The 26,276-nt window shown below is 69.1% G+C and carries 25 protein-coding genes; 5 read left to right on the forward strand and 20 right to left on the reverse strand.

Going from position 1 to position 26,276, the window contains the following annotated elements; genetic code table 11:
• Positions 1 to 30: 30 nt before the first annotated feature.
• The 9 genes from ACFX43_RS09970 to pafA all read right to left on the reverse strand — a co-directional run bounded on the left by ACFX43_RS09970 (position 31) and on the right by pafA (position 10,737).
• Entirely contained in the window at positions 31 to 1,137 is a 1,107-nt protein-coding gene (locus ACFX43_RS09970) for a ferrochelatase (protein WP_378820097.1), read from the reverse strand.
• 168 nt (positions 1,138 to 1,305) lie between these two features.
• Positions 1,306 to 4,086, reverse strand: a complete 2,781-nt coding sequence (locus ACFX43_RS09975) for a DEAD/DEAH box helicase (RefSeq protein ID WP_378820100.1) — start codon at positions 4,084 to 4,086, stop codon at positions 1,306 to 1,308.
• A gap of 30 nt (positions 4,087 to 4,116) precedes the next feature.
• Positions 4,117 to 5,046, reverse strand: a complete 930-nt coding sequence (locus ACFX43_RS09980; protein WP_378820103.1) for a YegS/Rv2252/BmrU family lipid kinase — start codon at positions 5,044 to 5,046, stop codon at positions 4,117 to 4,119.
• A 17-nt stretch (positions 5,047 to 5,063) separates the two neighbouring features.
• A complete protein-coding gene (gene tatC / locus ACFX43_RS09985; RefSeq protein WP_378820106.1) occupies positions 5,064 to 5,915 on the reverse strand; it encodes a twin-arginine translocase subunit TatC in 852 nt (283 codons plus the stop codon).
• 12 nt (positions 5,916 to 5,927) lie between these two features.
• Positions 5,928 to 6,221 (reverse strand): twin-arginine translocase TatA/TatE family subunit, encoded by a 294-nt coding sequence (tatA, locus tag ACFX43_RS09990; protein WP_141804833.1) that lies wholly within the window; start codon positions 6,219 to 6,221, stop codon positions 5,928 to 5,930.
• Positions 6,222 to 6,259: 38 nt separating this feature from the next.
• Complete coding sequence (locus tag ACFX43_RS09995) at positions 6,260 to 7,291, reverse strand: helix-turn-helix transcriptional regulator (protein WP_378820108.1); 1,032 nt, start codon at positions 7,289 to 7,291, stop codon at positions 6,260 to 6,262.
• Positions 7,288 to 8,271 carry a helix-turn-helix transcriptional regulator gene (locus tag ACFX43_RS10000; protein ID WP_378820111.1) on the reverse strand — a complete coding sequence of 328 codons (984 nt, stop codon included), beginning with the start codon at positions 8,269 to 8,271 and terminating at the stop codon, positions 7,288 to 7,290. Before ACFX43_RS10000 ends, ACFX43_RS09995 begins: the two co-directional genes overlap by 4 nt.
• A 24-nt stretch (positions 8,272 to 8,295) precedes the next feature.
• Positions 8,296 to 9,276 carry an FKBP-type peptidyl-prolyl cis-trans isomerase gene (locus ACFX43_RS10005; RefSeq protein ID WP_378820114.1) on the reverse strand — a complete coding sequence of 327 codons (981 nt, stop codon included), beginning with the start codon at positions 9,274 to 9,276 and terminating at the stop codon, positions 8,296 to 8,298.
• A gap of 99 nt (positions 9,277 to 9,375) precedes the next feature.
• Positions 9,376 to 10,737, reverse strand: coding sequence for a Pup--protein ligase (gene pafA / locus ACFX43_RS10010; RefSeq protein ID WP_355021337.1), 1,362 nt, complete (start codon positions 10,735 to 10,737; stop codon positions 9,376 to 9,378).
• A gap of 225 nt (positions 10,738 to 10,962) precedes the next feature.
• On the opposite strand from pafA, the gene ACFX43_RS10015 reads away from it, so the two are divergent.
• Both ACFX43_RS10015 and ACFX43_RS10020 read left to right on the forward strand, forming a co-directional pair.
• Entirely contained in the window at positions 10,963 to 12,417 is a 1,455-nt protein-coding gene (locus ACFX43_RS10015; RefSeq protein WP_378840823.1) for a SulP family inorganic anion transporter, read from the forward strand.
• 111 nt (positions 12,418 to 12,528) lie between these two features.
• Positions 12,529 to 12,969, forward strand: a complete 441-nt coding sequence (locus ACFX43_RS10020; protein WP_378820116.1) for a VOC family protein — start codon at positions 12,529 to 12,531, stop codon at positions 12,967 to 12,969.
• A 66-nt stretch (positions 12,970 to 13,035) separates the two neighbouring features.
• Here ACFX43_RS10020 and prcA read toward each other — a convergent pair whose 3' ends face one another.
• The 4 genes from prcA to dop all read right to left on the reverse strand — a co-directional run bounded on the left by prcA (position 13,036) and on the right by dop (position 16,546).
• A complete protein-coding gene (gene prcA, locus ACFX43_RS10025) occupies positions 13,036 to 13,884 on the reverse strand; it encodes a proteasome subunit alpha (RefSeq protein ID WP_378820119.1) in 849 nt (282 codons plus the stop codon).
• Entirely contained in the window at positions 13,881 to 14,717 is an 837-nt protein-coding gene (gene prcB / locus ACFX43_RS10030; RefSeq protein ID WP_378820122.1) for a proteasome subunit beta, read from the reverse strand. Before prcB ends, prcA begins: the two co-directional genes overlap by 4 nt.
• A 3-nt stretch (positions 14,718 to 14,720) precedes the next feature.
• Complete coding sequence (locus ACFX43_RS10035) at positions 14,721 to 14,918, reverse strand: ubiquitin-like protein Pup (protein ID WP_008356645.1); 198 nt, start codon at positions 14,916 to 14,918, stop codon at positions 14,721 to 14,723.
• Between the two features lie 116 nt (positions 14,919 to 15,034).
• Positions 15,035 to 16,546, reverse strand: a complete 1,512-nt coding sequence (gene dop / locus ACFX43_RS10040; protein ID WP_357353853.1) for a depupylase/deamidase Dop — start codon at positions 16,544 to 16,546, stop codon at positions 15,035 to 15,037.
• A 168-nt stretch (positions 16,547 to 16,714) separates the two neighbouring features.
• Between dop and ACFX43_RS10045 the strand changes: the two genes are divergently transcribed.
• Both ACFX43_RS10045 and ACFX43_RS10050 read left to right on the forward strand, forming a co-directional pair.
• Positions 16,715 to 17,341: a GNAT family N-acetyltransferase gene (locus ACFX43_RS10045; RefSeq protein WP_378820125.1), complete on the forward strand. Its 627-nt coding sequence runs from the start codon at positions 16,715 to 16,717 to the stop codon at positions 17,339 to 17,341.
• Between the two features lie 6 nt (positions 17,342 to 17,347).
• Positions 17,348 to 17,971, forward strand: coding sequence for a class I SAM-dependent methyltransferase (locus ACFX43_RS10050; RefSeq protein ID WP_378820127.1), 624 nt, complete (start codon positions 17,348 to 17,350; stop codon positions 17,969 to 17,971).
• 18 nt (positions 17,972 to 17,989) lie between these two features.
• Here the strand turns inward: ACFX43_RS10050 and ACFX43_RS10055 are convergent, their stop codons facing one another.
• The 6 genes from ACFX43_RS10055 to ACFX43_RS10080 form a co-directional block, all read right to left on the reverse strand.
• Complete coding sequence (locus ACFX43_RS10055) at positions 17,990 to 18,331, reverse strand: hypothetical protein (protein ID WP_160023009.1); 342 nt, start codon at positions 18,329 to 18,331, stop codon at positions 17,990 to 17,992.
• A 211-nt stretch (positions 18,332 to 18,542) separates the two neighbouring features.
• On the reverse strand, positions 18,543 to 19,532 hold the full coding sequence (locus ACFX43_RS10060; RefSeq protein WP_378820128.1) for a zinc-binding alcohol dehydrogenase family protein: 990 nt from the start codon (positions 19,530 to 19,532) through the stop codon (positions 18,543 to 18,545).
• Positions 19,529 to 20,050 (reverse strand): PadR family transcriptional regulator, encoded by a 522-nt coding sequence (locus ACFX43_RS10065; RefSeq protein WP_378820130.1) that lies wholly within the window; start codon positions 20,048 to 20,050, stop codon positions 19,529 to 19,531. The genes ACFX43_RS10060 and ACFX43_RS10065 overlap by 4 nt, the downstream gene beginning before the upstream one ends.
• An 87-nt stretch (positions 20,051 to 20,137) precedes the next feature.
• Positions 20,138 to 21,322 (reverse strand): thiolase family protein, encoded by a 1,185-nt coding sequence (locus ACFX43_RS10070; protein WP_378820133.1) that lies wholly within the window; start codon positions 21,320 to 21,322, stop codon positions 20,138 to 20,140.
• Between the two features lie 22 nt (positions 21,323 to 21,344).
• Positions 21,345 to 22,979, reverse strand: a complete 1,635-nt coding sequence (locus ACFX43_RS10075) for a class I adenylate-forming enzyme family protein (protein ID WP_378820135.1) — start codon at positions 22,977 to 22,979, stop codon at positions 21,345 to 21,347.
• 7 nt (positions 22,980 to 22,986) lie between these two features.
• Positions 22,987 to 24,018 (reverse strand): NADP-dependent oxidoreductase, encoded by a 1,032-nt coding sequence (locus tag ACFX43_RS10080; RefSeq protein WP_378820138.1) that lies wholly within the window; start codon positions 24,016 to 24,018, stop codon positions 22,987 to 22,989.
• 61 nt (positions 24,019 to 24,079) lie between these two features.
• Between ACFX43_RS10080 and ACFX43_RS10085 the strand changes: the two genes are divergently transcribed.
• Entirely contained in the window at positions 24,080 to 25,036 is a 957-nt protein-coding gene (locus ACFX43_RS10085; protein ID WP_378820141.1) for a zinc-binding dehydrogenase, read from the forward strand.
• A gap of 61 nt (positions 25,037 to 25,097) precedes the next feature.
• Here ACFX43_RS10085 and ACFX43_RS10090 read toward each other — a convergent pair whose 3' ends face one another.
• Positions 25,098 to 26,240 (reverse strand): ABC transporter ATP-binding protein, encoded by a 1,143-nt coding sequence (locus ACFX43_RS10090; RefSeq protein ID WP_378820143.1) that lies wholly within the window; start codon positions 26,238 to 26,240, stop codon positions 25,098 to 25,100.
• Positions 26,241 to 26,276 lie beyond the last annotated feature (36 nt).

A 26,276-nucleotide genomic window follows, 5' to 3' on the forward strand; every position in this document is an offset into this window, starting at 1 on the left:
GCCGACCCTATGCCGCGGCTGATCAGCTGATCATCCGGAGTACTGGGGCGAGTCCTCTCCGGACAGGGTCGGCAGCTGCGAGCGCTGGTTGAAGCAGCAGCCCGCGGGACAGCGGTCGGGGCCGGGGCCCAGGTCGCCCACGGTAGGCCGCTCAGGGGCCTCCCCGCGCTCCGCAGCGGCACGCTCGAGGAGCAGGTCGCGTACGGCGGCCACGAAGCGCGGGTCCTCCCCCGCGGTCGGGCTGCGGCGGGCATGGATCCCGAGCTTCTCGGCGGTGGCCATGGCCTCGGTGTCGAGGTCGTAGACGACCTCCATGTGGTCGGAGACGAAGCCGACCGGGCACATCACCACGGCGCGTACGTCGTCGCCCGCCAGGTCCTGGAGGTGGTCGTTCACGTCCGGCTCGAGCCACGGGATGTGCGGCGCGCCGGAGCGGCTGCAGTAGACGAGGTCCCACTCGTGGGGGACCCCACGCCGCTGCGCGACCTGCTCGGCGATCACCTCGGCGACGTCGAGGTGCTGGGCGACGTACGCATTGCCGTCGGGGCCGGCGTTGTCATTCATCGAGGTCGGGATCGAGTGGGTCACGAAGAGGATCCGCGCGCCATCACGCTCGTCCTCGGGCAGGTCCTCGAGGGAGGCGAGCACCCCGTCGACGACGGGTGCCACGAAGCCCGGGTGGTTGTAGTAGCGCCGCAGCTTGTCGAGCACCGGCGCGCTCTCCACGTCACCGCTCTTGTCGCACGCCTCGAAGAGGTTCTCGCGGTACTGCCGGCACGAGGAGTAGGACGAGTAGGCGCTGGTCGCGAAGACCGCCGCCCGCTTGATCCCGTCGGCCCGCATCTGCGCGACCGTGTCGCTCAGGTAGGGGTCCCAGTTGCGGTTGCCCCAGTAGACCGGCAGGTCGATCCCGTTCTCCGCCAGGTCGCTGCGCAGCGCCGCCAGGAACGCCCGGTTCTGGTCGTTGATCGGCGACTTCCCGCCTCGATCGAAGTAGTGCTGCCCCACCTCGACCAGCCGCTCCCGCGGGATCCCCCGCCCCCGGGTCACGTTCTCCAGGAACGGCACCACGTCCTCGGTCTTCTCCGGCCCCCCGAAAGAGACGAACAGCAGGGCATCGTAGGGAGAGACATCCACGAGGCCATCATATTCATCGCTCCCGCCGGTCGAGCCGCGAGGCCGCCCGCGGCCGAGCGTGTCGAGACCAACGCAGTCCCCTGTCACGCACGATGGGGCCGTGTTGGTCTCGACACGCCTACGCCGCCCTCGCTTCGCTCAGGTGCTCCGGCGGCTCGACCAGCGGAGCTACTCCACGACCGACGAATAGGCGACGACGCCGCGCTTGAGGAGATCCATGGTCTGGCGGGCAGTACGGCGCAGGGGGACGTCGCCGGCGGCGTCGGCGACCTGGCCGCAGAGGTCGATGAGCTGCTTGACCCAGCGGACGAAGTCGCCGGCGGCGAGCTCGACCTCGCTGAGGACGTCGTCGAGCTCGTCGCCCTCGGCCCAGCGGTAGGCGGCCCACGCGAAGCCGAGGTCGGGCTGGCGGAGGAAGTCGAGCTTGTGGTCGCGCTCGAGGGCGTCGAGCTGGCCCCACAGCCGCACGGTCTCGGCGATGACGTCCTTGACCCGGCCTCCGGGGAGGCGGGGCGGGGTGGCGTCGTCGGCGCGGCGGGCCTCGTAGACCAGCACCGAGAGGGCGGCGGCGAGCTCGGAGGGGGTCAGGTCGTCCCAGAGCCCCTCGCGGAGCGCCTCGGCGGCGACCAGGTCCATCTCGGAGTAGAGCCGCATCAGGTGCGTGCCGCGCTCGGTGACCGTCTCGCCCTCGAGGTAGTCGAGCGCGACCAGCACCTCGCAGACGCGGTCGAAGGTGCGCGCCACCGTGTTGGTGCGCGCCTCCACCCGGCGGCGCAGCGTGTCGGTGTCGCGCGACAGCTTGAACCAGCGCTCGGCCCAGCGAGCGTGGTCCTCGCGGTCGGGGCAGTCGTGGCAGGGATGCATCTTCAGCTCGCGCCGCAGCGCGGAGATCTGGGTCTCCGCCGAGCTCTTGCGCTCCTTGCGGGCGGTTGGCGACCCCTCGTAGGGCACCGGTCGCAGGTCGAGGGTCTTCTCCCGCAGCCGGGAGGCCATGTCGCGGCGCATCTGCGGGTTGCGGCCGTTGAACGACTTCGGCACACGCAGCCGGGTCTGGGCGACGATCGGCACGTTGAAGTCCATCATCGCCAGGCGACGGGCCTGCCGGTCCTGGGTGATCACGTAGGGACGCGGCCCTTCGGGGTCGAAGCCCGGGTCGACGACGACGGCATAGCCGGCGAACTTGCCCGTCGGCACGTCGATCACGTCACCGATCTTCAGCTTCGAGAGCGACTCGATGATCTCCTCACGACGGTCGGCACGCCGCTCGCGGGAGGAGGACTTCTCGACGTCGGAGATCTTGCGGCGGATCGCGGCGTACTCCATGAAGTCGCCGCGGTCGCAGGTCGCCGCCTCCTGATAGCCGTCGAGCGCGTCCTCCGCCTTCCGCACCTGGCGGGCCAGACCCACGACCGCCTTGTCGGCCTGGAACTGCGCGAACGACTGCTCCAGCAGCTCGCGCGAGCGCGCCCGCCCGAACTGGTGCACCAGGTTGACCGCCATGTTGTACGACGGCCTGAAGCTCGACCGCAGCGGATAGGTGCGCGTCGAGGCGAGGCCGGCGAGCTCGCGCGGGTTGAGCCCCTGCTGCCAGAGCACGACGCCGTGGCCCTCGACGTCGAGGCCGCGGCGGCCGGCGCGGCCGACGAGCTGGGTGTACTCCCCCGGCGAGAGGTTGACGTGGGCCTCGCCGTTCCACTTCGAGAGCTTCTCGATGACCACCGTGCGGGCGGGCATGTTGATGCCCAGCGCGAGCGTCTCGGTGGCGAAGACGGCCTTCACCAGGCCGCGCAGGAACAGCTCCTCGACGACCTGCTTGAACGCGGGTAGCAGCCCGGCGTGGTGGGCGGCGACGCCGCGGGAGAGGCCGTCGATCCAGTCGTGGTAGCCGAGGACGTGCCGGTCCTCGTCGGGCAGGTCGGCGCAGGCCTCCTCGACGTAGGCGAAGATCTCGTCGCGCTCGTCGGGCGTGGTCAGCCGAAGGTTGGCCTGGATGCACTGACCCACCGCGGCGTCGCAGCCGACCCGGGAGAAGACGAAGTTGATCGCGGGGAGCAGGTTGTCGCGCTGCAGGGCGGTGATGACCTCCACGCGCGACGGGATCCAGACCCGCCTCCCGTTGCCCACGCGCCGGTTCCCGTTGCCCTTGCGCTTGTCCTTGGGCGTACGCCGGTCGGTCATCCGTCCGGCCGCCCAGTCGTCGCGCGCCAGCCTCATCAGCTCGCCGTTGACCGGGGCGCCCTCCTTGACGAACCCTGCCGCGGCGTCGACGTCGGAGGAGGCGAACAGGTCCATGATCCGCCGGCCGGCCATCACGTGCTGGTAGAGCGGCACCGGCCGCTTCTCCTCGATGATCGTGGTGGTCTCACCACGCACCGTGGTGAGCCACTCGCCGAACTCCTCGGCATTGGAGACGGTCGCGCTCAGCGAGACGACCGAGACCGACTCGGGCAGGTGGATGATGACCTCCTCCCACACCGCGCCACGGGAACGGTCGGCGAGGTAGTGGACCTCGTCCATGACCACGAAGCCGAGGCCCATCAAGGTCTGCGAGCCCGCGTAGAGCATGTTGCGCAGCACCTCGGTGGTCATCACCACGACCGGCGCCTCGCCGTTGACGACGTTGTCGCCGGTCAGCAGGCCGACCTGGTCGGGGCCGTAGCGCTTGACCAGGTCGTTGTACTTCTGGTTGGAGAGCGCCTTGATCGGGGTCGTGTAGAACGCCTTGCGGCCGGTCGCGAGCGCCAGGTGGATGGCGAACTCACCGACGATCGTCTTGCCCGACCCGGTCGGTGCGGCGACCAGGACGCCCTTGCCCTCCTCGATCTCCTTGCACGCCTCGACCTGGAAGTCGTCGAGCCCGAAGTCGTAGAGCGAGGCAAAGTCCCGGAAGACGGGGAAGTCCTTGTCACGCTTGAAAGCGGCGTACTTCTCCGCTGGCGAGGCGTCCATGGTCCCGAGCCTATCGACCGACGCCGACAATCAGGACGGCGGCGGCACCAGTACGCCGAGAGCGGAAGGGACGCACTCGACGTCGAGCGGCAGCGGCCCGAGGCGCTCGCCGTCGCTATAGGCGATCACGCCGGGAGCGGAGGCGCTGATCCGGCGGGCACGGATGCGCTCGAAGGCCGGATGGGTGAGGTGCTTGGCCTGGCGTACGCCCGGGAAGACGCGCAGGAACTCCAGCCGCGAGACCGGCTTGATGAGGATGGCGTCCAGCAGGCCGTCGGCGGGGTCGCACTCCGCCGCGATCCGCAGCCCTCCCCCGTACGACTCGGTGTTCGCGATCGCCAGCAGCATCGCCTCCTGCTCGCGGACCGTGGTCGCGCCGGTCGCGTCCTCGATCTCGAGCCGGTAGGGCACCGGCTTCCAGCCGCGGATCACCGACAGCGCGGCGAGCGTGTAGCGCAGGTCGCCGTGGGGCCATCTCATCGCGTTGGCCCGCTCGTTGACCGCTGCGTCGAACCCGGCGGCCAGGACGGTCGCGAACCAGGTGTCGCCGGCCGAAGCGGAGCCCGAGGCAATGTGCCGAGCGCGGCCGAGGTCGATGCGGCGGGGGTGGTTGCCTACGACCACATCGGCGGCGGCGAGCGGGTCGCCGGCCGGGATCCCGAGCGCCCGCGCGAAGTCGTTACCCGTCCCCAGCGGGATGACACCGAGGCTGACCTCGGTCTCGGCCAGCGCCTGGACGGCGACGTGGACCATGCCGTCACCGCCGAGGGTCACGACCGTGTCGACCCCGTCGGCAGTCGCCTTCCGGGCCAGCTCGAGAGCGTGGTCGGCGTCGTCGCCGATCAGGTGCTCGACCACGGCCCCCGAGGCCGCCAGCCTCGCGGTGACCGCATCGAGGATCTGGTCGGCGTTGCCGCGGCCGGCGGTGGGGTTGGCGAGCAGGGCGATCTGACGCGTCACCCGGTGAAGACTAGTGGTCAGATCACCGACGGGACGTCAGGATCCCCGATCATGTCCTTGCGCTTGCTGGCCTTCCGCTTGTCGTGCGCCCGGGCGATGACCTCGGAGATCCCGAAGAGGACGACCATCGGGCCGGCCATGATCGTCATCGTGAACGGGTCACCCGACGGAGTCGCGACGGCGGCGAAGACGAAGGAGCCGACGATGATCCAGGCACGGTACTTGCCCAGGGCCGCACCGGGCAGGACCCCGATCCGGTTGAGCAGGATCACGAAGACCGGGATCTCGAAGGCGATGCCGAAGACCAGCAGCGTACGGCTCAGGAAGCTGAGGTATTCGCTGAACTCGACGATGTTCGTCAGGCCGTCGGGGACGAAGGCGAACAGGATCTCCAGGCCCTTGGGCAAGGTGACGTAGCCGAGCAGGACACCGACGAGGAACAGCGGGCCGGCGACAGCCACGAAGATCCTCGACATCTTCTTCTCGTGGGGGTGCAGGCCGGGCATCAGGAACGCCCAGATCTGGTAGAGCCAGATCGGCGCGGTGCCGATGAACGCGGCCAGGCCGCACAGCTTCAGGTAGAGCATGAAGCCGCCTGCGGCGCCGTTGACGGAGCTCAGCGATGCTGCCCCGCCTTCCCGGTCCATCATCTTGACGGCCTGGAGGTACGGGTCCATGACCAGGTCGAAGAGCTGCTCGAAGAAGAACAGCGCGACGATGAATCCGACGACCAGGGCCAGGGATGCCTTGATCACCCGCGCGCGGAGCTCACGCAGGTGGTCGGAGAGCGCCATCCGGCCGTCGTCGCCGATGGGGTGCTTGGGGGTGCCGCGGAAGATCGCGACAACACCGGCGATGGTACGAGCCATGAAGAGGTGGGCTCAGTTGCCGGAGAGGCGCTCGCGCTCGGCCTTGATCTCGGCCTCACGACGCTCGAGCTCGGCAATCCGCTCCTGCTCGGAGGCGGTCAGCTCGGCCGGCTTCTCGGCCTTGTCGCCCTTCTCCTTCTCGTCCTCGTCGCGAAGCCCCTTGGTCTCGGTCTTGAAGATACGCAGCGCCTGACCGGTGCCGCGGGCGAGCTCAGGAAGCTTTGCGGCACCGAAGACGAGGATGACGATCGCCAAGATGATGAGCCACTCGGCTCCCTGCGGCATACCGATCAATGGAGTGAACATGAACTACCTCATCTACGTCTAGGGGGAACGCCAGAAGTCTACGCGCCCGTACGGTACAGGCCGAGTGCCTGCCGCGCAGACGCGGCAAACGATTCAGTGAACTCTGTGCTCATCTGCGCCCTTCGGGCGTCCTCAGCCACGAGCTCGGCATAGGGCGCGAGCCGGAGCAGGAAGCGGGTGAGCCAGCGCTGGTCGTAGACCCGCAGCCCCACCTCGAGCCCGCCGTCGGGCAGCTCGACGGGGTCGATCACCGAATAGTATTCACCGACCCAGCGGGCCTCGGGAGCCAGCCGCACCCGGACGACCGTGCCGTAGTCCGTACGCTCCAGCAACCCGGCCGCGTCCTCGGCGCTCGCGCCGTCCTCGGGGTCGGTGGCCACCGGGGTGTCGAGCACCTCGGCGCCCCTGATCCGGTCGAGGCGGAAGCTGCGCGGCGCCTCGGCCGTGTGGCACCAGGCGTCGAGATACTCGATGTCGCGGATCGAGACCAGCGCGCGCGGATCGATGACCCGTGAGGACTCCTCGTCGCGCGCCGGGACCCAGTAGTCGATGCGTACCTGGCGACCCTGGTCGATCGCGGTCGCGATCGCGGCATGGATCTGGACGAGCGAGGTGTCGACCAGCTCCTCGCCGGGGTCGACGCGCGCCGCGGCACCTTCGGCGGCCGCCTGCTCGAGCTTGACCAGCGTACGGTCGACGACCTCCTTGGTCTCCGTGCTCACCGCTCCGCCCCGCAGCGCACGCAGCGCGACGATCACGGCGGTGGCCTCGATCGGGGTCAGCCGCAGCTGGCGGTCGAGGTAGTCGGCGTTGGAGATCCGGATGACCCGGTCGCCGTCGGGCTCGGTCAAGGCGTCGATGTCGACGTCGATCAGGTCGTCGGGGTAGCCGCCGGGCAGGCCGCACATGAAGAGCACCTGCAGGTCCTTGACCAGCTGCTTCTCCTCGACGCCGAGGTCGGCGGCCGCCTTGTCGAGGCGTACGTCGACCTCCTGGGAGTAGAGGTAGGGCACCAGCGTCAGCAGACGCCCGACCTGCCCCTTGGCGCCAGACGCACCCGTCACGCTCATCGTGCCGCTCCGTCCAGGTGCGCCACCAGCTGCTCCAGCCGCATCCCGACCTCGCGGCGCAGGTCCTCGGGCTCCTCGACGTAGGCGTCGGGGCCGTGCCCCAGCACCGCCCCGACGAGGTCGGCGGGCACCCGGGTCAGCACCACGCGGTCCCAGTCGTCGCTGCCGTCGGGTCCGGTCACCCCGGACTCGGTGGAGTCGGCGGCCCGCCGCAGGGTGTAGCCGCTCCCCTGCCGCAACAGCAGGACCGCCTTCCCGGTGGGCGGCGCCGGCGCCAGGGTCCGTGCGATATCGCGTACGTCGACCTCGGCCGGCACCTCGAAGGCATCGAACTCGCCGACCGCCCGAGCCTCCCCCAGGACGCGGGAGAGCCGGAAGATGCGGGTGTCGTCGCGGTCGACGTCGTGGCCGACGGCGTACCAACGGCCCGAGTAGCGCACCACGCCCCACGGCTGCAGCCGCCGATGGGACGGCTCGGGTGCCCGCGACCCGCGGTAGTCGAACTCGACGATCTGGCGGTCCTGGGTCGCGGCCACGAAGACGTCGAAGGAGCCCTCCTCAGCGGCCAGCCGCGGCTGCACGATCTCCAGCGCCGAGACGTCGGTCTCGAGCCCGGCTGCGTTGAGCTTGCGTACGGCCTCCGTGGTCGCCTCCGCCATCGAGGCGTTCTCCCAGACCTTGGTGGCCAGGGCGACCACCGCGAGCTCGTCGGCCTCGAGGGTGATCGGCGGCAGCGCGAACTGCTCGGGGCTGACCCGGTAGCCGATCTCGTCCTCGAAGAAGGAGTCGATCACCCCGGTCTCGATCGGCACACCGAGGCTGCGCAGCTCCTCCTTGTCGCGCTCGAACATCTTCTCGAACGCCTCACCGTGGGACGACGGGTAGAGGACCTCGCGGATCCGCTCCTTCGACACGTTGTCACGCTGCACGAGCAGCATGATGAGCAGGTTCATCAACCGCTCGGTCTTACCCGCCGCCACGGTGTTCTCCCCCTAGAGACTCTTCTACTGCGGCGCCGGGGTGGCTTCGGCCTTGACGACGTCGATGACGAAGTAGAGCGTGCTGTTGGCCGGGATCCCCGGCGTGCCGCCCTGGCCCGGCTTCTCCTCTGCACCGTAGCCCAGCTCCGGCGGGATCTGCAGCAGAACACGGCTGCCGACCTTGACGCCCTCCAGGCCGTTGGTCCAGCCCGCGACCACCTGGTTGAGGGCGAACGGAACGGCCTCCTTGCTGAAGCTCTCGTCGAAGGGCTTCTTGGCGCCGTAGGTCATGCCGAGGTAGTTGGCGGTGACCGTCTGGTCGGTGGTGATCTCCTCGCCGTCGCCCTCGGTGACGATGGCCCGCTTGAGCCCCTCGTCGGCCTTCGGCTTGGCGATGCCGGTGAAGTCGAACCCGGTCGGCTTGCCGTTCTTCTCGACGACCTTCGGGAGCTCGGAGGCGTCGACGTCCTGCGGCGTCTTGTCCGCGGCGGGCTTCACCACGTCGACGACGACCAGCAGCGTGTCGTGGTTGCCGATGCCCATCTGCGGGTTGCCGCCCTCGCCGAGCAGGTCGGCCGAGCCGACGATGGCCTCGATCCGGTCGCCGACCTTGGCGCCCTTCAGGATGGTGCTCCACGGCTTCTCCGCCGGGAGCTCCTCACCCTCGGGTGCCTGGCTCTCGTAGGCCCACTCCTTGTCCAGGGTGGTGGCGTTGCCGATGTAGATCTTGGCGAACACGCCGCGGCCGTCCGGGATCTCCTCACCCTTGCCCTCGGTCAGCGTCTTGACCTTGGGGTCCTTGGGGTAGGCGATCGCGGACTCCCACTTCAGCGTGGGCGCCTTGTCGACCGCGGCCGAGACCGTGACGCCGTCGAAGCCGGAGACGGTCTCGTCGCCGTACCCCGTCTTCTCCTCGCCGCCACAGGCGACCAGAGCCGGGATGAGCAGGGTGACGGCCAGCGCGCTGAGCGCGTGGCGCAGACGAGGCCGAGGAGCAGTGGGCACAGTGCAAACCTTCGTGACGTGAAATGGAGATAGACGACAGCGGAGCACACCATATCCGCCCGGTGGTTGCCCCGCAGCGAAGCCACCCCGCCAGGTGTCTCACATGCCGTCGATGAGCCGCTGAACGCGCTCGTCGTACGCCTTGAGCGGGTCCTTGCACAGCACGGTGCGCTGGGCCTGGTCGTTGAGCTTGAGGTGGACCCAGTCGACGGTGAAGTCGCGGCGGCGCTCCTGCGCCTTCTTGATGAACTCGCCGCGGAGCCGGGCACGGGTGGTCTGCGGCGGCACCGACTTGGCCTCGAAGATCTTCAGGTCGGTGGTCGCGCGCTTGACCGCGCCCTTCTTCTCCAGCAGGTAGTAGAGGCCGCGGTTGCGGTGGATGTCGTGGTAGGCGAGGTCGAGCTGGGCGACGCGGGCGTGGCCCAGCGGAATGCCGTGCTTGGCGCGGTAGCGGTCGATCAGCTTCCACTTGATCACCCAGTCGATCTCGCGGTCGACCAGGGAGAGGTCGTCGGACTCGATAGCCTTCAGGCCGCGCTCCCACAGGTCGAGGGCGGCGAGCATGGTCGGGTCGGTGATCTCGCGGCGGTCGACGAACTCGCGCGCCTTGGACAGGTATTCGTTCTGGATGTCGAGGGCACTGGCCTCGCGGCCGTTGGCCAGCCGCACCTTGCGGCGGCCGGTCAGGTCATGGGCGATCTCGCGGATGGCGCGGATCGGGTTCTCCATCGTCATGTCGCGCAGGACGACGCCCTCCTCGATCATCCGCAGCACCAGGTGGCAGCTCGCGATCTTGAGCATCGTGGTGGTCTCGGACATGTTCGAGTCACCGACGATCACGTGCAGGCGCCGGTACTTCTCGGCGTCCGCGTGCGGCTCGTCGCGGGTGTTGATGATCGGTCGGGACCGCGTCGTCGCCGACGACACGCCCTCCCAGATGTGCTCGGCACGCTGCGAGACCGCGAACCCGGCACCCCGCGGGGTGTGGGTGACCTTGCCGGCGCCGACGATGAGCTGGCGGGTGACCAGGAACGGGATGAGCACGTCGGCGAGCTTGGAGAACTCCCCGGCGCGGCTGACCATGTAGTTCTCGTGGCAGCCGTAGGAGTTGCCGGCCGAGTCGGTGTTGTTCTTGAACAGATAGATGTCGCCGGCGATGCCCTCGTCGTGCAACCGCTGCTCGGCGTCGAGGAGCAGCCCCTCCAGGATCCGCTCCCCCGCCTTGTCGTGGGTGACGACCGAGATCACGTCGTCGCACTCCGGCGTGGCGTACTCGGGGTGGGAGCCGACGTCGAGGTAGAGCCTCGCGCCGTTCCTGAGGAACACGTTCGAGCTGCGGCCCCAGCTCACGACCTTGCGGAAGAGATAGCGGGCCACCTCGTCCGGGCTCAGCCGCCGCTGGCCGCGGAACGTGCAGGTCACGCCGTACTCGTTCTCGATGCCGAAGATGCGCCTGTCCATACCTGAAACCCTAGACCGTCGACGGTGACTCCGGAGGCGTTCAGACGTACGACACGGCGGGGCGGGCCGTCCACCGGCACGCCGACCGCGAGCCGGCGCCGGAAGGGTCGAACCTCACATCGCTCACGAAGCCGGCGACGAGGACGGCCAGCCCTAGGATTGCGGCTCGTGCCCTCACCGCTGCCTTCGTCCTCCGCCAGCAACGAACCGGGCGTCCTCGCGGCGCTGCGTTCGCCGCGGCTGCTGCGTACGGAGGTGCTGGCGGGTCTCGTCGTCGCGCTCGCGCTGATCCCCGAGGCGATCTCGTTCTCGATCATCGCCGGGGTCGACCCGCGGGTCGGGCTGTTCGCGTCCTTCACCATGGCCGTCGCGATCTCGTTCCTCGGCGGGCGGCCGGCGATGATCTCGGCGGCCACCGGCGCGGTCGCGCTGGTGATCGCCCCGGTGATGCGGGACCACGGCTACGACTACCTGATCGCGACGGTGCTCCTGGGTGGCCTGATCCAGATCGGGCTGGCGCTGGCCGGGGTGGCCCGGCTGATGCGCTTCCTCCCCCGCTCGGTGATGGTCGGCTTCGTCAACGCGCTCGCGATCCTCGTCCTCGAGGCGCAGTTCGTCCACATGGTCGACGTGCCCTGGGCGGTCTACCCGATGATCGCCGCGGGCATCGCCATCATCGTCGGGTTCCCGCGGATCAACAAGATCATCCCTGCCCCGCTGGTGGCGATCGTCGCGCTCACCGCCTTCACCGTCATCGGCGCGGTCGACGTGCCGAACGTCGGCGACCAGGGCGAACTGCCCGACAGCCTGCCGACCTGGTTCCTCCCCGACGTACCTCTCACGTTCGACACGCTGCAGATCATCGCCCCCTACGCCCTCGGCATGGCGCTGGTCGGCCTGCTCGAGTCCCTGCTGACCGCCAAGCTCGTCGACGACATCACCGACACCCACTCCGACAAGACCCGCGAGGCCGGCGCGCAGGGTCTGGCGAACCTGATCACCGGCTTCTTCGGCGGCATGGGCGGCTGCGCGGTGGTCGGTCAGACGATGATCAACGTGAAGGTCTCCGGCGCCCGTACGCGCCTGTCCACCTTCCTGGCCGGCGTCTTCCTGCTCATCCTGGTCGTCGGCTTCGGCGACACCGTCGCGCTGATCCCGATGGCCGCCCTGGTCGCGGTGATGATCATGGTCTCGGTCAGCGCCTTCGACTGGCACTCGGTCCGGCCTGCCACCCTTCGACGGATGCCGCTCTCGGAGACCGCGGTGATGCTCACGACCGTCGCGGTCACCGTCGCGACCCGCAACCTCGCGATCGGCGTCATCGTCGGTGTCCTGGTCGCGATGACCCTCTTCGCGCGCCGCGTCGCCCACCTGACGCACACGCACCGAGAGGTGGTCGAGGACGCCGACGGCAGCATGAGGGCCGTCTACCGGGTCACCGGCGAGCTCTTCTTCGCCTCCAGCAACGACCTCTACACCCAGTTCGAGTACGCCGACGACCCCGACGAGATCGTCATCGACCTCTCCGACTCTCACATCTGGGACGCCTCCACGGTCGCGGCGCTCGACGCGATCACCCACAAGTACGCGACCAAGAACAAGTCCGTACGCATCGTCGGCCTGAACCCTTCCAGCGCCGACAGGCACGAGCGGCTGACCGGTCAGCTCAGCGGTCACTGACCGCGGCGCGGAGAATTCGTGTCGCCGACCATGTAGAGATCGGCGCGCCGGCCTCGTTCCCTCGTCGAAGGCACCCGCCACAACGACGAGCACAGTACGAGGATGGCAGTCATGACACACCTGTTGAAGTTCGACCACGTCGGCATCATCGTCGCCGACATCGACCTGGTCACGGAGTTCTTCGTCGGCCTGGGCCTGGAGATCGAGGGACGTACGTTCGTCGAGGGCGAGTTCATCGACACCGTCTGCGGGATCCCCGGGGCGCGTTGCGAGGTCGTGATGCTGCGCCCGCCGGGCGGCGACACCACCCTCGAGCTCGCCCGGTTCGTACGTCCCGACCACGTGCCCGGCTCGCCCGAGGCGATGGCCAACATGCTGGGCCTGCGCAACGTCTGCTTCCAGGTCGACGACCTCGACGCGGTCCTCGCCGCCCTGGCGGAGGACGGCTACGGGCTGGTCGGCGGCGTCGGCGTCTACGAGGACACCGTGCGGATGGCGTACGTCCGCGGGCCCGAGGGCATCGTCGTCTCGCTCTCGGACCAGATCGGCTGACACCTTGAATGTGACGTAGGAGTGCTGAGGTCACCAGGTGATCTCAGCACTCCCACGTCTCTGGGTTCAGTCGAGCGGCGGGGCGATCGGCGGCTCGCCGTCGTCGGCGGGCGGCGGGGCCAGCGGCGCGTCGCTGACCGGCTTCTCAGCCGGCTTCTCCGCCGGCTTGTCGGCGGGCGGCTCGACGGCGGCCGGCTTGGCTGCCTCGACCTCCGCGACGGCCGAACCGAGGATCTCGAGCAACGTCGCCGGCCGGATCCTGCGGAACTTGCGCGGCTGGGTGCGGTTGCGGTCGAGGACCGCGACCTCGAGGTCCTTGGCAGCGATCTCGCGGTCGTCGGTGTCGGTGTGGCCGAGCGCGGCGACCGCCAGCTTGATGGCGTCCTCGAGCGAGGCGCCCTCGGTGTAGCGCTCCTTGAGGTAGCCACCGACTGCCTCGGCCGCACCACCGATGGCCGCGAAGCCGTGCTCGTCGACGACCTGGCCGTCGTAGGTGAGCCGGTAGAGCTGGTCGTCCTCGGCGGAGTCACCGATCTCACCGACGAACAGCTCGACCTCGTAGGGCTTCTCCCCACCCGAGGAGAAGATCGTGCCGAGAGTCTGGGCGTAGGCGTTGGCCAGGCCACGCCCGGTGACGTCGCGCCGGTCGTAGGCGTAGCCGCGCATGTCGGCCAGCCGCACCCCGGCGATGCGAAGGTTCTCGAACTCGTTGTAGCGCCCGACCGCGGCGAAGGCGATCCGGTCATAGATCTCGCTCACCTTGTGCAACGCCGCCGAGGGGTTCTCGGAGGCGAACACGATGCCGTCGGCGTACTGCAGCGAGACCAGCGCCCGTCCCCGGGAGATGCCCTTGCGCGCGAAGTCCGCGCGGTCGCGCATCAGCTGCTCGGGAGAGACATAGAACGGAGTGCTCATCGGCCACCCTCCAGCTCGGCGATGGGACCGTCGGGCCGCTGCAGCCTCCCGGTGATGACGGCCTCGGCAACCGCTGCGACCTCGGCGTCGGGCAGCGTGCGCCCACCGTCAGCGGTGATCACGTGGACCAGAGGGAACAGCTTGCGGGACAGGTCCGGGCCACCGGTGGCCGAGTCGTCGTCGGCCGCGTCGTAGAGCGCCTGGACCAGGACCGCGACCAGGGTCGCCTCGTCGAGGTCGGCCCGGTAGAGCTTCTTGAGGGCACCCTTGGCGAACAGCGAGCCCGAGCCGACACCGGAGTATCCGGTCTGCTCGTAACGGCCGCCGGTCGGGTCGTACCCATAGATCTTTCCCTTGCCGGCCTCGGGGTCGAACCCGACGAAGAGCGGCACCACGACCAAGCCCTGCATGGCCATCGGGAGGTTGCCCCGGACGAGGGCGGAGAGCCGGCTGGCCTTGCCCTCGATCGAGAGCGTGGTGCCCTCGATCTTCTCGTAGTGCTCCAGCTCGGTCTGGAAGAGCTTGACCAGCTCGACCGCGAGCCCTGCTGAGCCGGCGATGCCGACCGCGGAGTATTCGTCGGACGGGAAGACCTTGCGCATGTCGCGCTCGGCGATCAGGTTGCCCTGGGTCGCCCGCCGGTCACCGGCGATGATCACGCCACCAGGGAAGGTGGCCGCGACGATCGTGGTGCCGTGCGGGGCGATGTCGTTCAGATTGCCCGGAACGGCGTCGCGTCGTGGAAGCAGCTCCGGGGACTGGGCCGTCAGAAAATCGGCAAAGGACGAGGTGCCCGGCGTCATGTAGGCAGCCGGGATACGGGATTCGGACATCTACTACTGCCCGCCCTTCTGGATGAAGGACTTCACGAAGTCCTCGGCGTTGGTCTCCAGGACGTCGTCGATCTCGTCCAGGATGTCGTCGACGTCGGAGTCAAGCGCTTCCTTGCGCTCATTCACATCGGTCTCGGGCGCGGTCTCGACGGACTCCTCCGTCTCGGAGGACTTCTTCGGCTGCTTCTGCTCCTGTGCCATGTCTTCAACCTATCCACTAGCACCGACAAACCTGAGGAAACAATGCCCGATTTCGCTACGGGAGGAAGCAGAAGTCGAACGTTGGGCCGAGATGTGGCACGAGTCGCGATCGACGCTCAGGAACCGGTCAGCCGGTTGAACAGGTCGACGGCGGTGTCGGAGGAGTCGAGCAGGCCACCCACGTGCTTCTTCGTGCCGCGCAGCGGATCGATGGTCGGGACCCGCTGCAACGACTCGCGCCCGGGCAGGTCGAAGATGACCGAGTCCCAGGAGGCCGCGGCGACGTTCTCGGAGTACTTCTCCAGGCAGCGTCCGCGGAAGTAGGCCCGGGTGTCGGTCGGCGGCTCGTGCATCGCCTTCTCCACCAGGTCGTCGGTCAGCAGGCGCTGGATCCGCCCGGCGCGGACGAGACGCTGGTAGAGGCCCTTCTCGGGGCGGATGTCTGCGTACTGCAGGTCGATCAGGTGGAGCTTGGGGTCGTCCCACTCCAGACCGTCACGGTCGCGGTAGCCGAGGAGGAGCTTGTACTTGGCCACCCAGTCGAGCTCGGTGGCGCACTCCATCGGGTCGCGCTCGAGGCGGTCGAGCACCGACTCCCAGCGCTCCAGGACGTCCTTTGTCTGGTAGTCGGCGTCGGAGCCGTAGCGCTCCTCGACGAACTTCTTGGCCAGGTCCAGATACTCCATCTGCAGCTGGACACCGGTCAGCTTGCGACCGTCCTTGAGCGTGATCAGCGTCTTCAGCGACGGGTCGTGGGAGACCGCGCGCAATGCCGAGACCGGGCCGTCGACGCTGAGATCGCGGGTGATGTAGCCGTCCTCGATCATGGCGAGCACCAGCGACGTACTCCCGAGCTTGAGGTAGGTCGAGATCTCGGCGAGGTTGGCGTCGCCGAGGATCACGTGGAGGCGGCGGTACTTCTCCGGGTCGGCGTGGGGCTCGTCGCGGGTGTTGATGATCGGTCGCTTGAGCGTGGTCTCCAGCCCGACCTCGACCTCGAAGAAGTCGGCGCGCTGGGAGATCTGGAAGCCGTGCTTGGGTCGCTCCTGGCCGATCCCGACCCGCCCGGCGCCGGCGAAGACCTGCCGAGAGACGAAGAACGGGGTCAGGTGCTTGACGATGTCGGCGAACGCGGTCGAGCGGCGCATGAGGAAGTTCTCGTGCGCACCGTAGGAGACACCCTTGTTGTCGGTGTTGTTCTTGTAGAGGTGGATCTGCGGGTTGCCCGGCAGCCGCGCGGCCGCGCGGGAGGCGTCGAGCATCACCTGCTCACCGGCCTTGTCCCAGCGCACCGCGTCCAGCGGGTTGGTGACCTCGGGGCAGGAGAACTCCGGGTGGGCATGGTCGACGTAGAGCCGGGCGCCGTTGGTGAGGATGACGTTGGCCAGCCCGAGATCCTCGTCGGTGAGCTGGCTGGGATCGGCCACCTGTCGCGACATGTCGAAGCCGCGCGCGTCGCGCAGCGGCGACTCCTCCTCGAAGTCCCAGCGCGCTCTCCTCGCCTTCAATGTCGAGGATGCGTACGCATTGACGACCTGCGAGGACGCCACCATCGGGTTGGCCTGGGGCTGTCCGGCCACGGAAATTCCGTATTCGACCTCCGTGCCCATCACCCGTCGTACGCTCATGCCTGCAAGGCTACCGGCCACGTGCACGAAGGCACGTGAGCATCCATACGCCACGCTGAGGTTTGCCCGAGGTTGTTCGGCTGGGCGGCACCAGGAGGAGACCGCTAGTGAAACGCGATGTCCCGGGGGTATGTCGGCGGCGGAAGCGGGTCATGGTGAGGTTGGGCCATGGGAACTCCTGAGATCCGGCGGGCCACCGCCGACGACCTCGACGACATCTTCTCGATCTGCCTGCTCACAGGGGCATCGGGCGAGGACGCCACCGAGTTCTATGACGACCCCCGACTGCCGGGGAACATCTACGCCGCTCCCTACATCGTGCTGCGTCTCGGGCTCGGGTTCGTGGCCGTCGACTCCGAGGGCGTGGTGGGCTACGTCGTCGGCACCCCGTTCACCCGAGCCTTCGAGAAGGAGTGCGAGGAGGACTGGTGGCCCGCGCTCCGCGTCGTCAACCCCGATCCGGGGCCAGACCACGACCGGAACGACTGGAACGCCCGGCTCCGCTCCCAGATCCACCGCCCGCCGCGGATGCTGGGCGAGATCCTCAGCGAGTTCCCGGCGCACCTGCACATCAACCTGCTCCCCCGCGCCCAGGGCCAAGGCGTCGGCAAGGAGCTGATCGGGATGATGCTCGGTGCCTTCCACGTCGCCGGCGTACGCGGCGCGCATCTCGGCGTCGCCGCCGGCAACACTCGCGCGATCGGGTTCTACCGGCGCATCGGCTTCACCACGCTCGTCGAGGGCGAGGACTCGATGCTGCTCGGTGTCCAATGGACCGGCGAGATGGAAGAGTGAGCTCCCATGGGACTCTGGGAGGCGCGGGTGGTGCCACACATCGTGGACCGCACCTGCGGCATCGCGCAGCTCGATCCGCTGCGCGAGCAGGCCTGTGACGGTCTCCACGGCCAGGTCGTCGAGATCGGCTTCGGCAGCGGGGGCAACATCGGTCTGTATCCGCCCGAGGTCACGGAGATCATCGCCGTCGAGCCCTCCGACGTGGCCTGGAAACTCTCGACCTCGCGCCGTTCGGCCTCATCGGTCCCGGTGAGCCGCGTCGGGCTCGACGGCGCCCGGCTCCCGCTCGCCGACGCCTCGGTCGACACGGGGCTGGTCACCTTCTCCCTGTGCACCATCCCCGATGTCGCCGGTGCCCTGGCCGAGATGCGCCGCGTCCTGCGCCCCGGCGGCACCATCGGCTTCGTCGAGCACGGCCTCTCCCCCGATCCTGGCGTCGCCCGCTGGCAGCACCGCCTCGACGGCCTCCAGCAGCGCCTCTTCGGCGGCTGCCACCTTGCCCGCGACATCCCACGGCTCGTCGAGGCCGCCGGCTTCACCCTCGACCGTCTGGAGCAGTCTTACCTCCCCGGACCGTCGCTCTCGCGCCCGTGGGGGTATCTCTCGGTCGGGCGCGCGGTTCCTTCGTAAAGGAGCCGCCCAGCACCCTCAGCGCTTACGCGTACGCAGCGCGTGGGCGACATTGACTCCGACGAGGCCGACCCAGGAGATCACCAGGGCACCGAGGTTGTCGGTGACGCCGAGGGTGATGCTGATCGGGATGCCGGCCACGGCCGATCCGGCGCCCAGGACGAACTGGAAGACCGAGGTGCGCGACTCGTTGCGCTCGGCGAGGGTGCGGGCGGCGGCGGTGGCGCCGACTCGCTCCTGAACGGTCTTCTCGATGCGGTCGGCGAAGCCGGCGACCAGTTCGGCGTCGAACGCATCGCCCAGCTCATGGCGGGTCTCCAGCCCTGCCTCGATGTCCTTGCGCGCCATCTCGTCTGCCACGTCGATCAACCTTAGGGGATCAGATGCCGGGGTCGATGTCCCCGACGTTGTGCTGAATGTTGGTTCGCTCGGCTCGACCGGACAGCACCACGACGACGACCGCGACGAGCGCCACCGCTCCCCCGTCCTCACCGGACCGCGAACGCTCAAACACTAGCCCCGCTCGACGCCGCCCGCAGCCGAATACACCCCGCTACGGGTTCGACGCCTTTCAGACGACCACGACGAGCTTCCCGCTGGTCGTACTCTCCTCCATCCGCTGGTGAGCCTCACGGATCCTGTCGAGGTCGTACGTCGTGTCGATCGGCACCACCGCACGACCGGCGGCCACATCGTCGAGGAACCCCTGGAGAACGTCGGCCGGGAGATCGTCGGCCTCACCGGCGTAGGCGGTGAGCCGAACACCTGTGGGGAGATAGTCGATCGGGTAGAACTCCTCGACGGTCCACACGTTGGAGAGCATCCCGGTGAAACAGACCGTGCCGTGGACACGGGTGGACCGTAGCGTGTCGGGGAGCGTCGGCGTACCGATCAGCTCGATCGCGCCGTCGACCCCTTCAGGAAGCAGGCGCCGCACCTGGGCCGCGACGTCGCCGGCGTCGATCAGCACGTCATCGACGCCGATCGCCTCGAGCGTCTCGGCCTTGGCCGCGCTCCGGGTCGTGGCGAGCACGCGAAGACCGCTCCGCTTGGCGAGCACCGCTGCCGCCATTCCGACCGACGAGGTGCCGCCTCGGATGAGAAGACTCTGACCAGGCTCGATGCCGACTCCGACGGTCAGGGAGCCGTACGCCGTCTGCAGCATCTCCGGCACGGCTCCCAATGTCGCCCAGTCGAGGTCGGAGTGGAACGGGATGACCTGCCCCGCGGGAACACAGGTGTACTCGGCGTAGCCGCCGTCGAACGTACGTCCCATCCCACCCATCATCGTCATCACCTGCTGCCCGGGCTCGAACTCACCGCTCGGCGCAAGATCCACCACTCCGGTGGCCTCGATGCCCAGCACCCGCGGGTACGTCACCGAGTCGCCGGCGAACCCCAGGCGGGTGTGCAGCTCCGAGCGGTTGATCCCGAACGCCTTGACCCGGATCCGCACCCAGCCCGGTTCGGGCTCCGGCAGGGGCAGGTTCCGGACCTGCAGGGCCTCCACCGGTCCGGGCGCCTCCAGGACAACAGCTCGCATGGTCTGGCTCGAGTTCACGAGTCGATCTCCTCTCTGATCCAGGCCCTCTCGGCAGCACTGGTGGCACGGGCGGTCAGCAGGAGACCGCGTCGGTAGGGGTCGGCGACCTCTTCGGCCCGGACCGGTCGGTCGCCCTCGTAGAAGAAGCTCGCCGGCGCCTCCAGGAACTCCAGTCGTCGACGAAGGACCGCGTGCTGGTCGGAACGGTGCGGCAGCAGCGACAGGAAGCTGAGCACGACGAAGAACCGGCTCGCGTCGGTGATGTCGTGGCCGTCGGCGGTGCGGATCGCTTCGAGCAGATGAGCCCGTCCTGCGTCGGTGAGGGTGAGTGTGTGTCGACCGGCCCGCCCACGTCCGGGCTCGGACTCCTTTGTCACGTAGCCGTTGCGTTCGAGTCGGTCGGTCGCGGGATAGAGCGTGCCGTCGCTGATCCGGCGGGTGTGGCCGTACAGCTGCTCGATCTTCCGTCGCAGCTCGTAGCCGTGCTGGGGTCCTTCGGCCAGGAAGCCGAGGACCATGACGTCGATGATGCTCACACCGCGGGATAGTACCTCGATCCGAGGTACTCGCCTAGCGGCGCCGCCTCGGCCAAGCCATACTCGGTCTCGTGGCCTCGAGCCAGATCAGTCGAGGCGACGGAACAACGCGGCGAGGGCCTGGCCGCCGCCGATACACATCGTGACGATGCCGAACTCACCTCCCGTACGTCGCAGGTGCTTGACCACCCGCAACGACAAGATCGCGCCAGTCGCCCCGACCGGGTGGCCGAGCGCAATCGCCCCGCCGTACGGATTGGTGCGCTCCGGATCGAGCCCCACGTCACGCGAGACCGCTACGGCCTGGGAGGCGAAGGCCTTGTTGAGCTCGACGATGTCGATGTCGGCAGGGGTGAGACCGGTGCGCTCGAAGAGACTCCGCAGGGCGAGCGTCGGGGCGTACCCCATCAAGCCCGGCTCCATCGCCGCGGTCGCCACCTGCTCGAGCGCGACCAGCCCGGTCGCACCGCGGTCACGAGCGGCCGACTCGGTCGCGAGCACGACCGCGGCGGCGCCGTCGTTGATCCCGGAGGCGTTGCCGGCGGTGACCGTACCGCCCTGGGCGAAGGCCGGCCGCAGCGCAGCGAGCACCTCCAGCGTGGTCTGTGGCTTGGGATGCTCGTCGGTGTCGACGACGGTGACGCCCCGTCGTCCCGAGATCTCGACGGGGACGATCTCCTCGGCGAAGGCCGCCTTGGCAGCCTTCTCCGCACACCGCTGTTGGGACCGGAGCGCGAACTCGTCCTGCTCCTCACGTGAGACGCCGTACTTCTCGGCCACCACTTCCGCGGTCACCCCCATGTGCACGCCGCCGAACGGATCGGTGAGGATCGCGACCGTGCCGTCGACCAGTTCGCGGTCGCCGAGCTGGTAGCCGCTGCGGGCGCCGAAGTCGTAGAACGGCATCCGGCTCATCGACTCGTCACCGCCGGCGACGGTGAATTGGAGATCGTTCCAGCGCATCTCCTGAGCGGCCGACCAGATGGCCTGCAGCCCGCTGCCGCACAGTCGGTTGACGGTGAAAGCGGGGACCGACGTGGGCAGGCCTGCCTCGATGGCGACCCGACGGGCGTTGTACGCATCGGGCCCGACCTGGCCGATGCAGCCCATCACGACCTCCTCGGCGTCCGCAGCGGCCACGCCGGAGCGCTCGAGCGCCGCGGTGACCACCGCCGCGCCGAGCTGGTGGGCCGGCACGTCCTTGAACTGGCCGCCGAAGCTGCCGATCGGGGTGCGGGCCCCGTCGAGCACGACGATGCGTTCCTTGGTCACTGTCTTCCACCATCTGATCCGGTCACGGCCGGGTCGTCGGCACGGCCTCGAGGCGGTCGCGCAGGTCGGTCTTGCGGATCTTCCCGCTCGGCGTACGTGGCATCTCGTCGATGAGCTCGAGTCGCTCGGGCAGCTTCTGGGTGGTCAGGCCGAGGACTCGCAGGTGGCTCGTGAGGGCTGCCAGATCGAGGTCGGCGCCGGGCTCGAGCACGACCCAGGCACAGACACGCTCGCCGAGCACGGCGTCGGGCACGGGCGTGACCGCGACGTCGGCGACGCCAGGGACCTCGGCGGCCAGGTCCTCGATCTCCCGCGCGCTGAACTTCTCGCCGCCGCGGTTGATGATGTCCTTGATCCGGCCCTGCACCGTCAGCCATCCACCGGCATCGAGGCGTACGAGGTCGCCCGTCCGGAACCAGCCGTCGGCGGTGAAGGCGTCGTTGTGCTCGGCATCGACGTACCCCGAGCACAGCTGCGGCCCGCGCCACCAGGCCTCACCGATCGAGCCGGACGGCAGGTCGCTGCCGATGCCGGGATCGACCACCCGCCCCTCGGTCGGGAAGAGCCAGTGCCCCTCGCTGCCCCAGCGCTGGAGTTCCGGGTCCCACGGCGAACCACAGCTGGCGTTGGGGCACTCGGTAGCACCGTACATCCGTACGACCGTGCCGAGCCGCCCATGAGCGCGGCGAGCAAGCGCCTCGGGTACGTCCGCACCACCGCACACGATCGTCCGGATGTGGTCCAGACGTACGCCACGTTCCTCCGCGACCTCGGTGAGGGCGGCCAGGAACGGGGTGGCGAAGATGAAGAAGGTCGTCCGATCGCGTTCGACCAGGTCGAACGCCTGCTGCGGATCCCAGGCCTCCTGGAGGGTGACCGAGCAGCCGAAGGAGACCGGGAAGAGGACGCTCAGCGAGATGCCGGTGATGTGGCTGAGCGGCGACGGGTTGAAGAGGACGTCGTTCTCGTTGAGCCCGAACGCGCGCTGACAGATGTCGCCCGAGGCCGCGATCCCCTCATGCGTATGGATCGCGCCCTTGGGGTCGGCGGTGGTCCCCGAGGTGTAGATGACGAGCGCGACGTCGCCGTCTCGCCCGGCGCTCCCGAGCGCGGTCTCCACGTCCACCGGTTCGGTACGCAGGGCATCCTCGAAACGCTCGCCACCTGCCCCGCCACGTACCCACAGGACGTGGTCGAGCCCGACGCCTTGACCGATCACTTCGGCGTAGAGGTCGCGGTAGGAGTATCCGCGGAACTCCTCGGCGACGATCGCGAAGCGGGCGCCGGTCTGGCGCAGGATGAAGCCGACCTCGCGCTGCCGCAGGATGCTCGTCATCGGGACCACGACACCGCCGGCCATCAGCACCCCGTGGAACGCCACTACCGCCTCCGTCCAGCTGGGCAGCTGGACGGCGACGGCCTCCCCGCGGCGCAGACCGCGCTCGCGCAACCAGCCTGCGAGAGCGGCGGCTCGGTCCCAGAGCTGGCCGAAGGTCAGCTGGGTCGTCGAGTCGCGGACCGCGATCTTGTCGCCGAAGCGGTCGACGCAGCGCCGCAGGTCGTCGGTGACGCAGGCCGGGCGCCACATCCCCGCCGCGCGGTAGAAGCGGTCGATCTCGGGTGCGGGCCGCCAGGTCGGCGCGATCGTGCGAGACATCCGGCCCTCAGATCCGGACCAGCGTCTTGCCGGTCGTACGTCCCGCCATCATGTCGGCGATCGCCTGCGGCGCGTTGGCGAGACCGTCGTAGACGCTCTCGCGGTAGCTCAACCGGCCCTCGGCGAGCCAGCCACCGACCCGCTGCTGCATCTCGTCGAGCAGCTGCGTGTGTGCGCTCCCCCGGAAGCCGCGGAGGGTGAGGTTCTTGGAGGTGGCGAGGAACAGGTTGTCGGGGCCAGCGGGTGCCCCTTCGTACTCCGAGATCGAGCCGCACAGGGCGATCCGGCCACGGTTGTTCATCGCCGCGAGGGCAGCCTCGAGGTGGCTGCCGCCGACGTTGTCGAAATAGAGGTCGAGCCCCTCGGGCGCGGCATCGCGCAGCGATTCCACCAGCGGGCGATCGCGCCAGCTGAAGGCGGCATCGACGCCGATCTCGTCACGCAGCCAGGCGACCTTCTCCTCGGTGCCCGCACTGGCGACGACCCGTAGGCCGGACAGCTTCGCGATCTGGCAGACCAGGCTCCCGACCGCTCCCGCGGCCGCCGAGACCCAGATCGTCGGAGTCTCGCCACGGACATCCAGCGCGTCGATCACGTGCAGCCCGGCGTACGCCGTCAGGCCCATCGGGCCTAGTGGACCGAGGTACGTCTGCGGGGAGAGCTGCTCGACATCGAGGACCCGCAGGTCGGCGACACCGTTCATCGCGACCTCGCCGGGATCGACGATCGCGTGGCTGCGCCAGCCGTAGGAGTGCCACACCGTCGCACCGACCGGAAAGCCCTCGGCACGGGACTCCTCGACGACACCGACCGTGAAGATCCCGTCCATCGGCTCGCGCGGCGGGAAGGCGGGGAAGTAGCCCTCAGGCGCGTCAGCACGCAGCCGGAGCCGCATCCCCGGGTCGACCGAGGTCCACGTGTTGCGGACCAGCACCTGACCGGTCCCTGGATCGGGCAGGTCGACGCTCACGAGCTCGAAGTGCTCCGGCCGTACGTCACCAGCCGGCAGCGTGACTACATGCACCTGAGTGCTCTTCACAGGACCTCCTCGATGTTTCGGCGCCTGGACACGGCACCTGAACCAAACTAACTTCAGTTCCATGAACACCGCAATGGGCGCATGGCAATGGACCGGGACCGGACGTCCCCTCACCCTCAACCAGGTGGCCGTCCCCACCCCCGCGGCGGACGAGGTCCTGATCCGCGTGCGCGCGGCCGGCATGTGCCATTCCGACGTGGGCGAGCTGGACGAGCCGTCCTGGGCCGTCAATATCACGCGCAACCCGATCACCCTCGGCCACGAGATCGCCGGCGAGATCGCGCAGGTCGGCACGGCGGTCACGCGGTGGCGGGTCGGGGACCGGGTCGGCGTACATCCTCTCGGCGCGACCGTGCCGGGCTACAGCCGCGACGGCGGGTACGCCGCCTACACCGTCGCTCCTGCCACCGACCTGGTCGCGATGCCCGACGGCCTTCCGTTCGACCTGGCCGCTGCCGGCACGGACGCCGGGATGACCTCCCATCATGCTGTCGCCGAGGTCGCCCGGGTCGGCGCCGGTGACCGCGTCGGCATCATCGGGCTCGGCGGGCTCGGCCAGTTCGGTGCCCGCATCGCCACCCTGCTCGGCGCCGAGGTGTACGCCGCCGACACCAGCCCCGCGGCAGTGGCGCTCGGCGAGCAGCTCGGCCTCGGCGCCGTGCACCCGCGAGCGGAGGACCTGATCGGCCTCGGCCTCGACGCGGTCATCGACTTCGCCGGCTTCGGCTCGACCACCTCGGCCGCGGTCAAGGCGATCCGCAAGGGCGGCACCATCGTCATGGTCGGCATGGGCACGGTCGAGACGACCCTCGTCACCGCCGACGTCATCCACCAGGGCGCCCACATCCACGGCTCCTCCGGCGGCACCCGCGAGGACATCGCGCAGGTGTATGACTACCTCGCCCGCGGTGAGATCACCCCGACCGTCGAGCATCTGGACCACGACCAGGTCCCGGAGGGCATCGAGCGCCTCCGGGCCGGCCGGGTCACGGGTCGGCTCGTGGTCACCACCGACTGACCCGAGGTCGAGCTGCTCGAGGTCGGGCCAGGCCGCTGCCCGCACAGCGACGTCGACCACCTCAGGACGCTGCGACCAGCGGCTTGGCCGCAGCCTCCGCCCCGGTCGATGCCGCATCCAGCGGATAGACCTGCATCGTCTCGGGGTGCAGCCCGATGACGACCTTCGTACCCTCCTCGGCGCGACGCAGCCACGACCCGTGGAGCGCGCTGCTCGCGCGGAGTCGGAACTCGTCCTGACCCGCGGCGACGGTGACGTCGTAGGTGCGTCCCCCGAACTCGGAGGAGAGCAGCGAGGCCTCGAGCGCGACGACGCCGGACGGCACCGAGGCCACGTCCCGGTAGAGCTCGAGGTCGTCGGGCCACAGCCGTGCGACCACGGCGTCCGAGTCGGGCAGATCCCGCTCGAGCGTGATGTCGACCCCCGCGTTCGTACGCCATCCGGCGGCGCTGCGGTGCAGCTCGAGCCGATTGGACATGCCGATGAACTCGGCGACGTAGTCGGTCGCCGGGTCGGCGAAGACGCGCTGCGGCGTGTCGACCTGCTCCATCCTGCCGGCGCGCATGATGGCCAGCCGGTCACCGAGCGCGAACGCCTCGGACTGGTCGTGCGTCACGAAGACCGCGCCGAAGCCGAGGCTCTCGTGCAACCGGTGGATCTCCGTACGCACCGTGTCCCGCAGTCTCGCGTCGAGGTTGCTCAGCGGCTCGTCGAAGAGCACCAGGTCCGGGCGCGAGACCAGGCCACGGGCGACGGCGATGCGCTGCTGCTGCCCACCACTGAGCTGGCTCGGGTAGCGATCGAGCAGGTGCTCGCAGTGCACCATCGCGGCAGCTTCCTCGACCCGCCCGGCGGCGAGCGCCTCGCGCATCTTGCGCACCTTCAGCGGGTAGGCGATGTTCTTGCGCACGGTCATGTTCGGCCACAGCGCGTACGACTGGAACACCATGCCGACGTCCCGCTTGTGTGCCGGCACGTTCACCCGTCGACCGGAGTCGAAGACGTGACGCCCCTTGAAGTCGATGACACCCGACTCCGGGGTCTCGAGGCCGGCAAGACAGCGCAGGGTCGTCGTCTTGCCACAGCCGCTCGGCCCCAGCAGGACCAGGAACTCGCCTTCCTCCATCTCGAGGTCGAGGTGGTCGACGATGACGTTCGACCCGTACGACTTGGTGAGTCCTTCGACTCGGAACTTGGCGGACATCGGCCATTCCTCCATGGGCTTGCTGGATATGGACTA

It is taken from the genome of Nocardioides sp. YIM B13467, from assembly GCF_042788075.1.
Taxonomy (GTDB): Bacteria; Actinomycetota; Actinomycetes; order Propionibacteriales; family Nocardioidaceae; genus Nocardioides.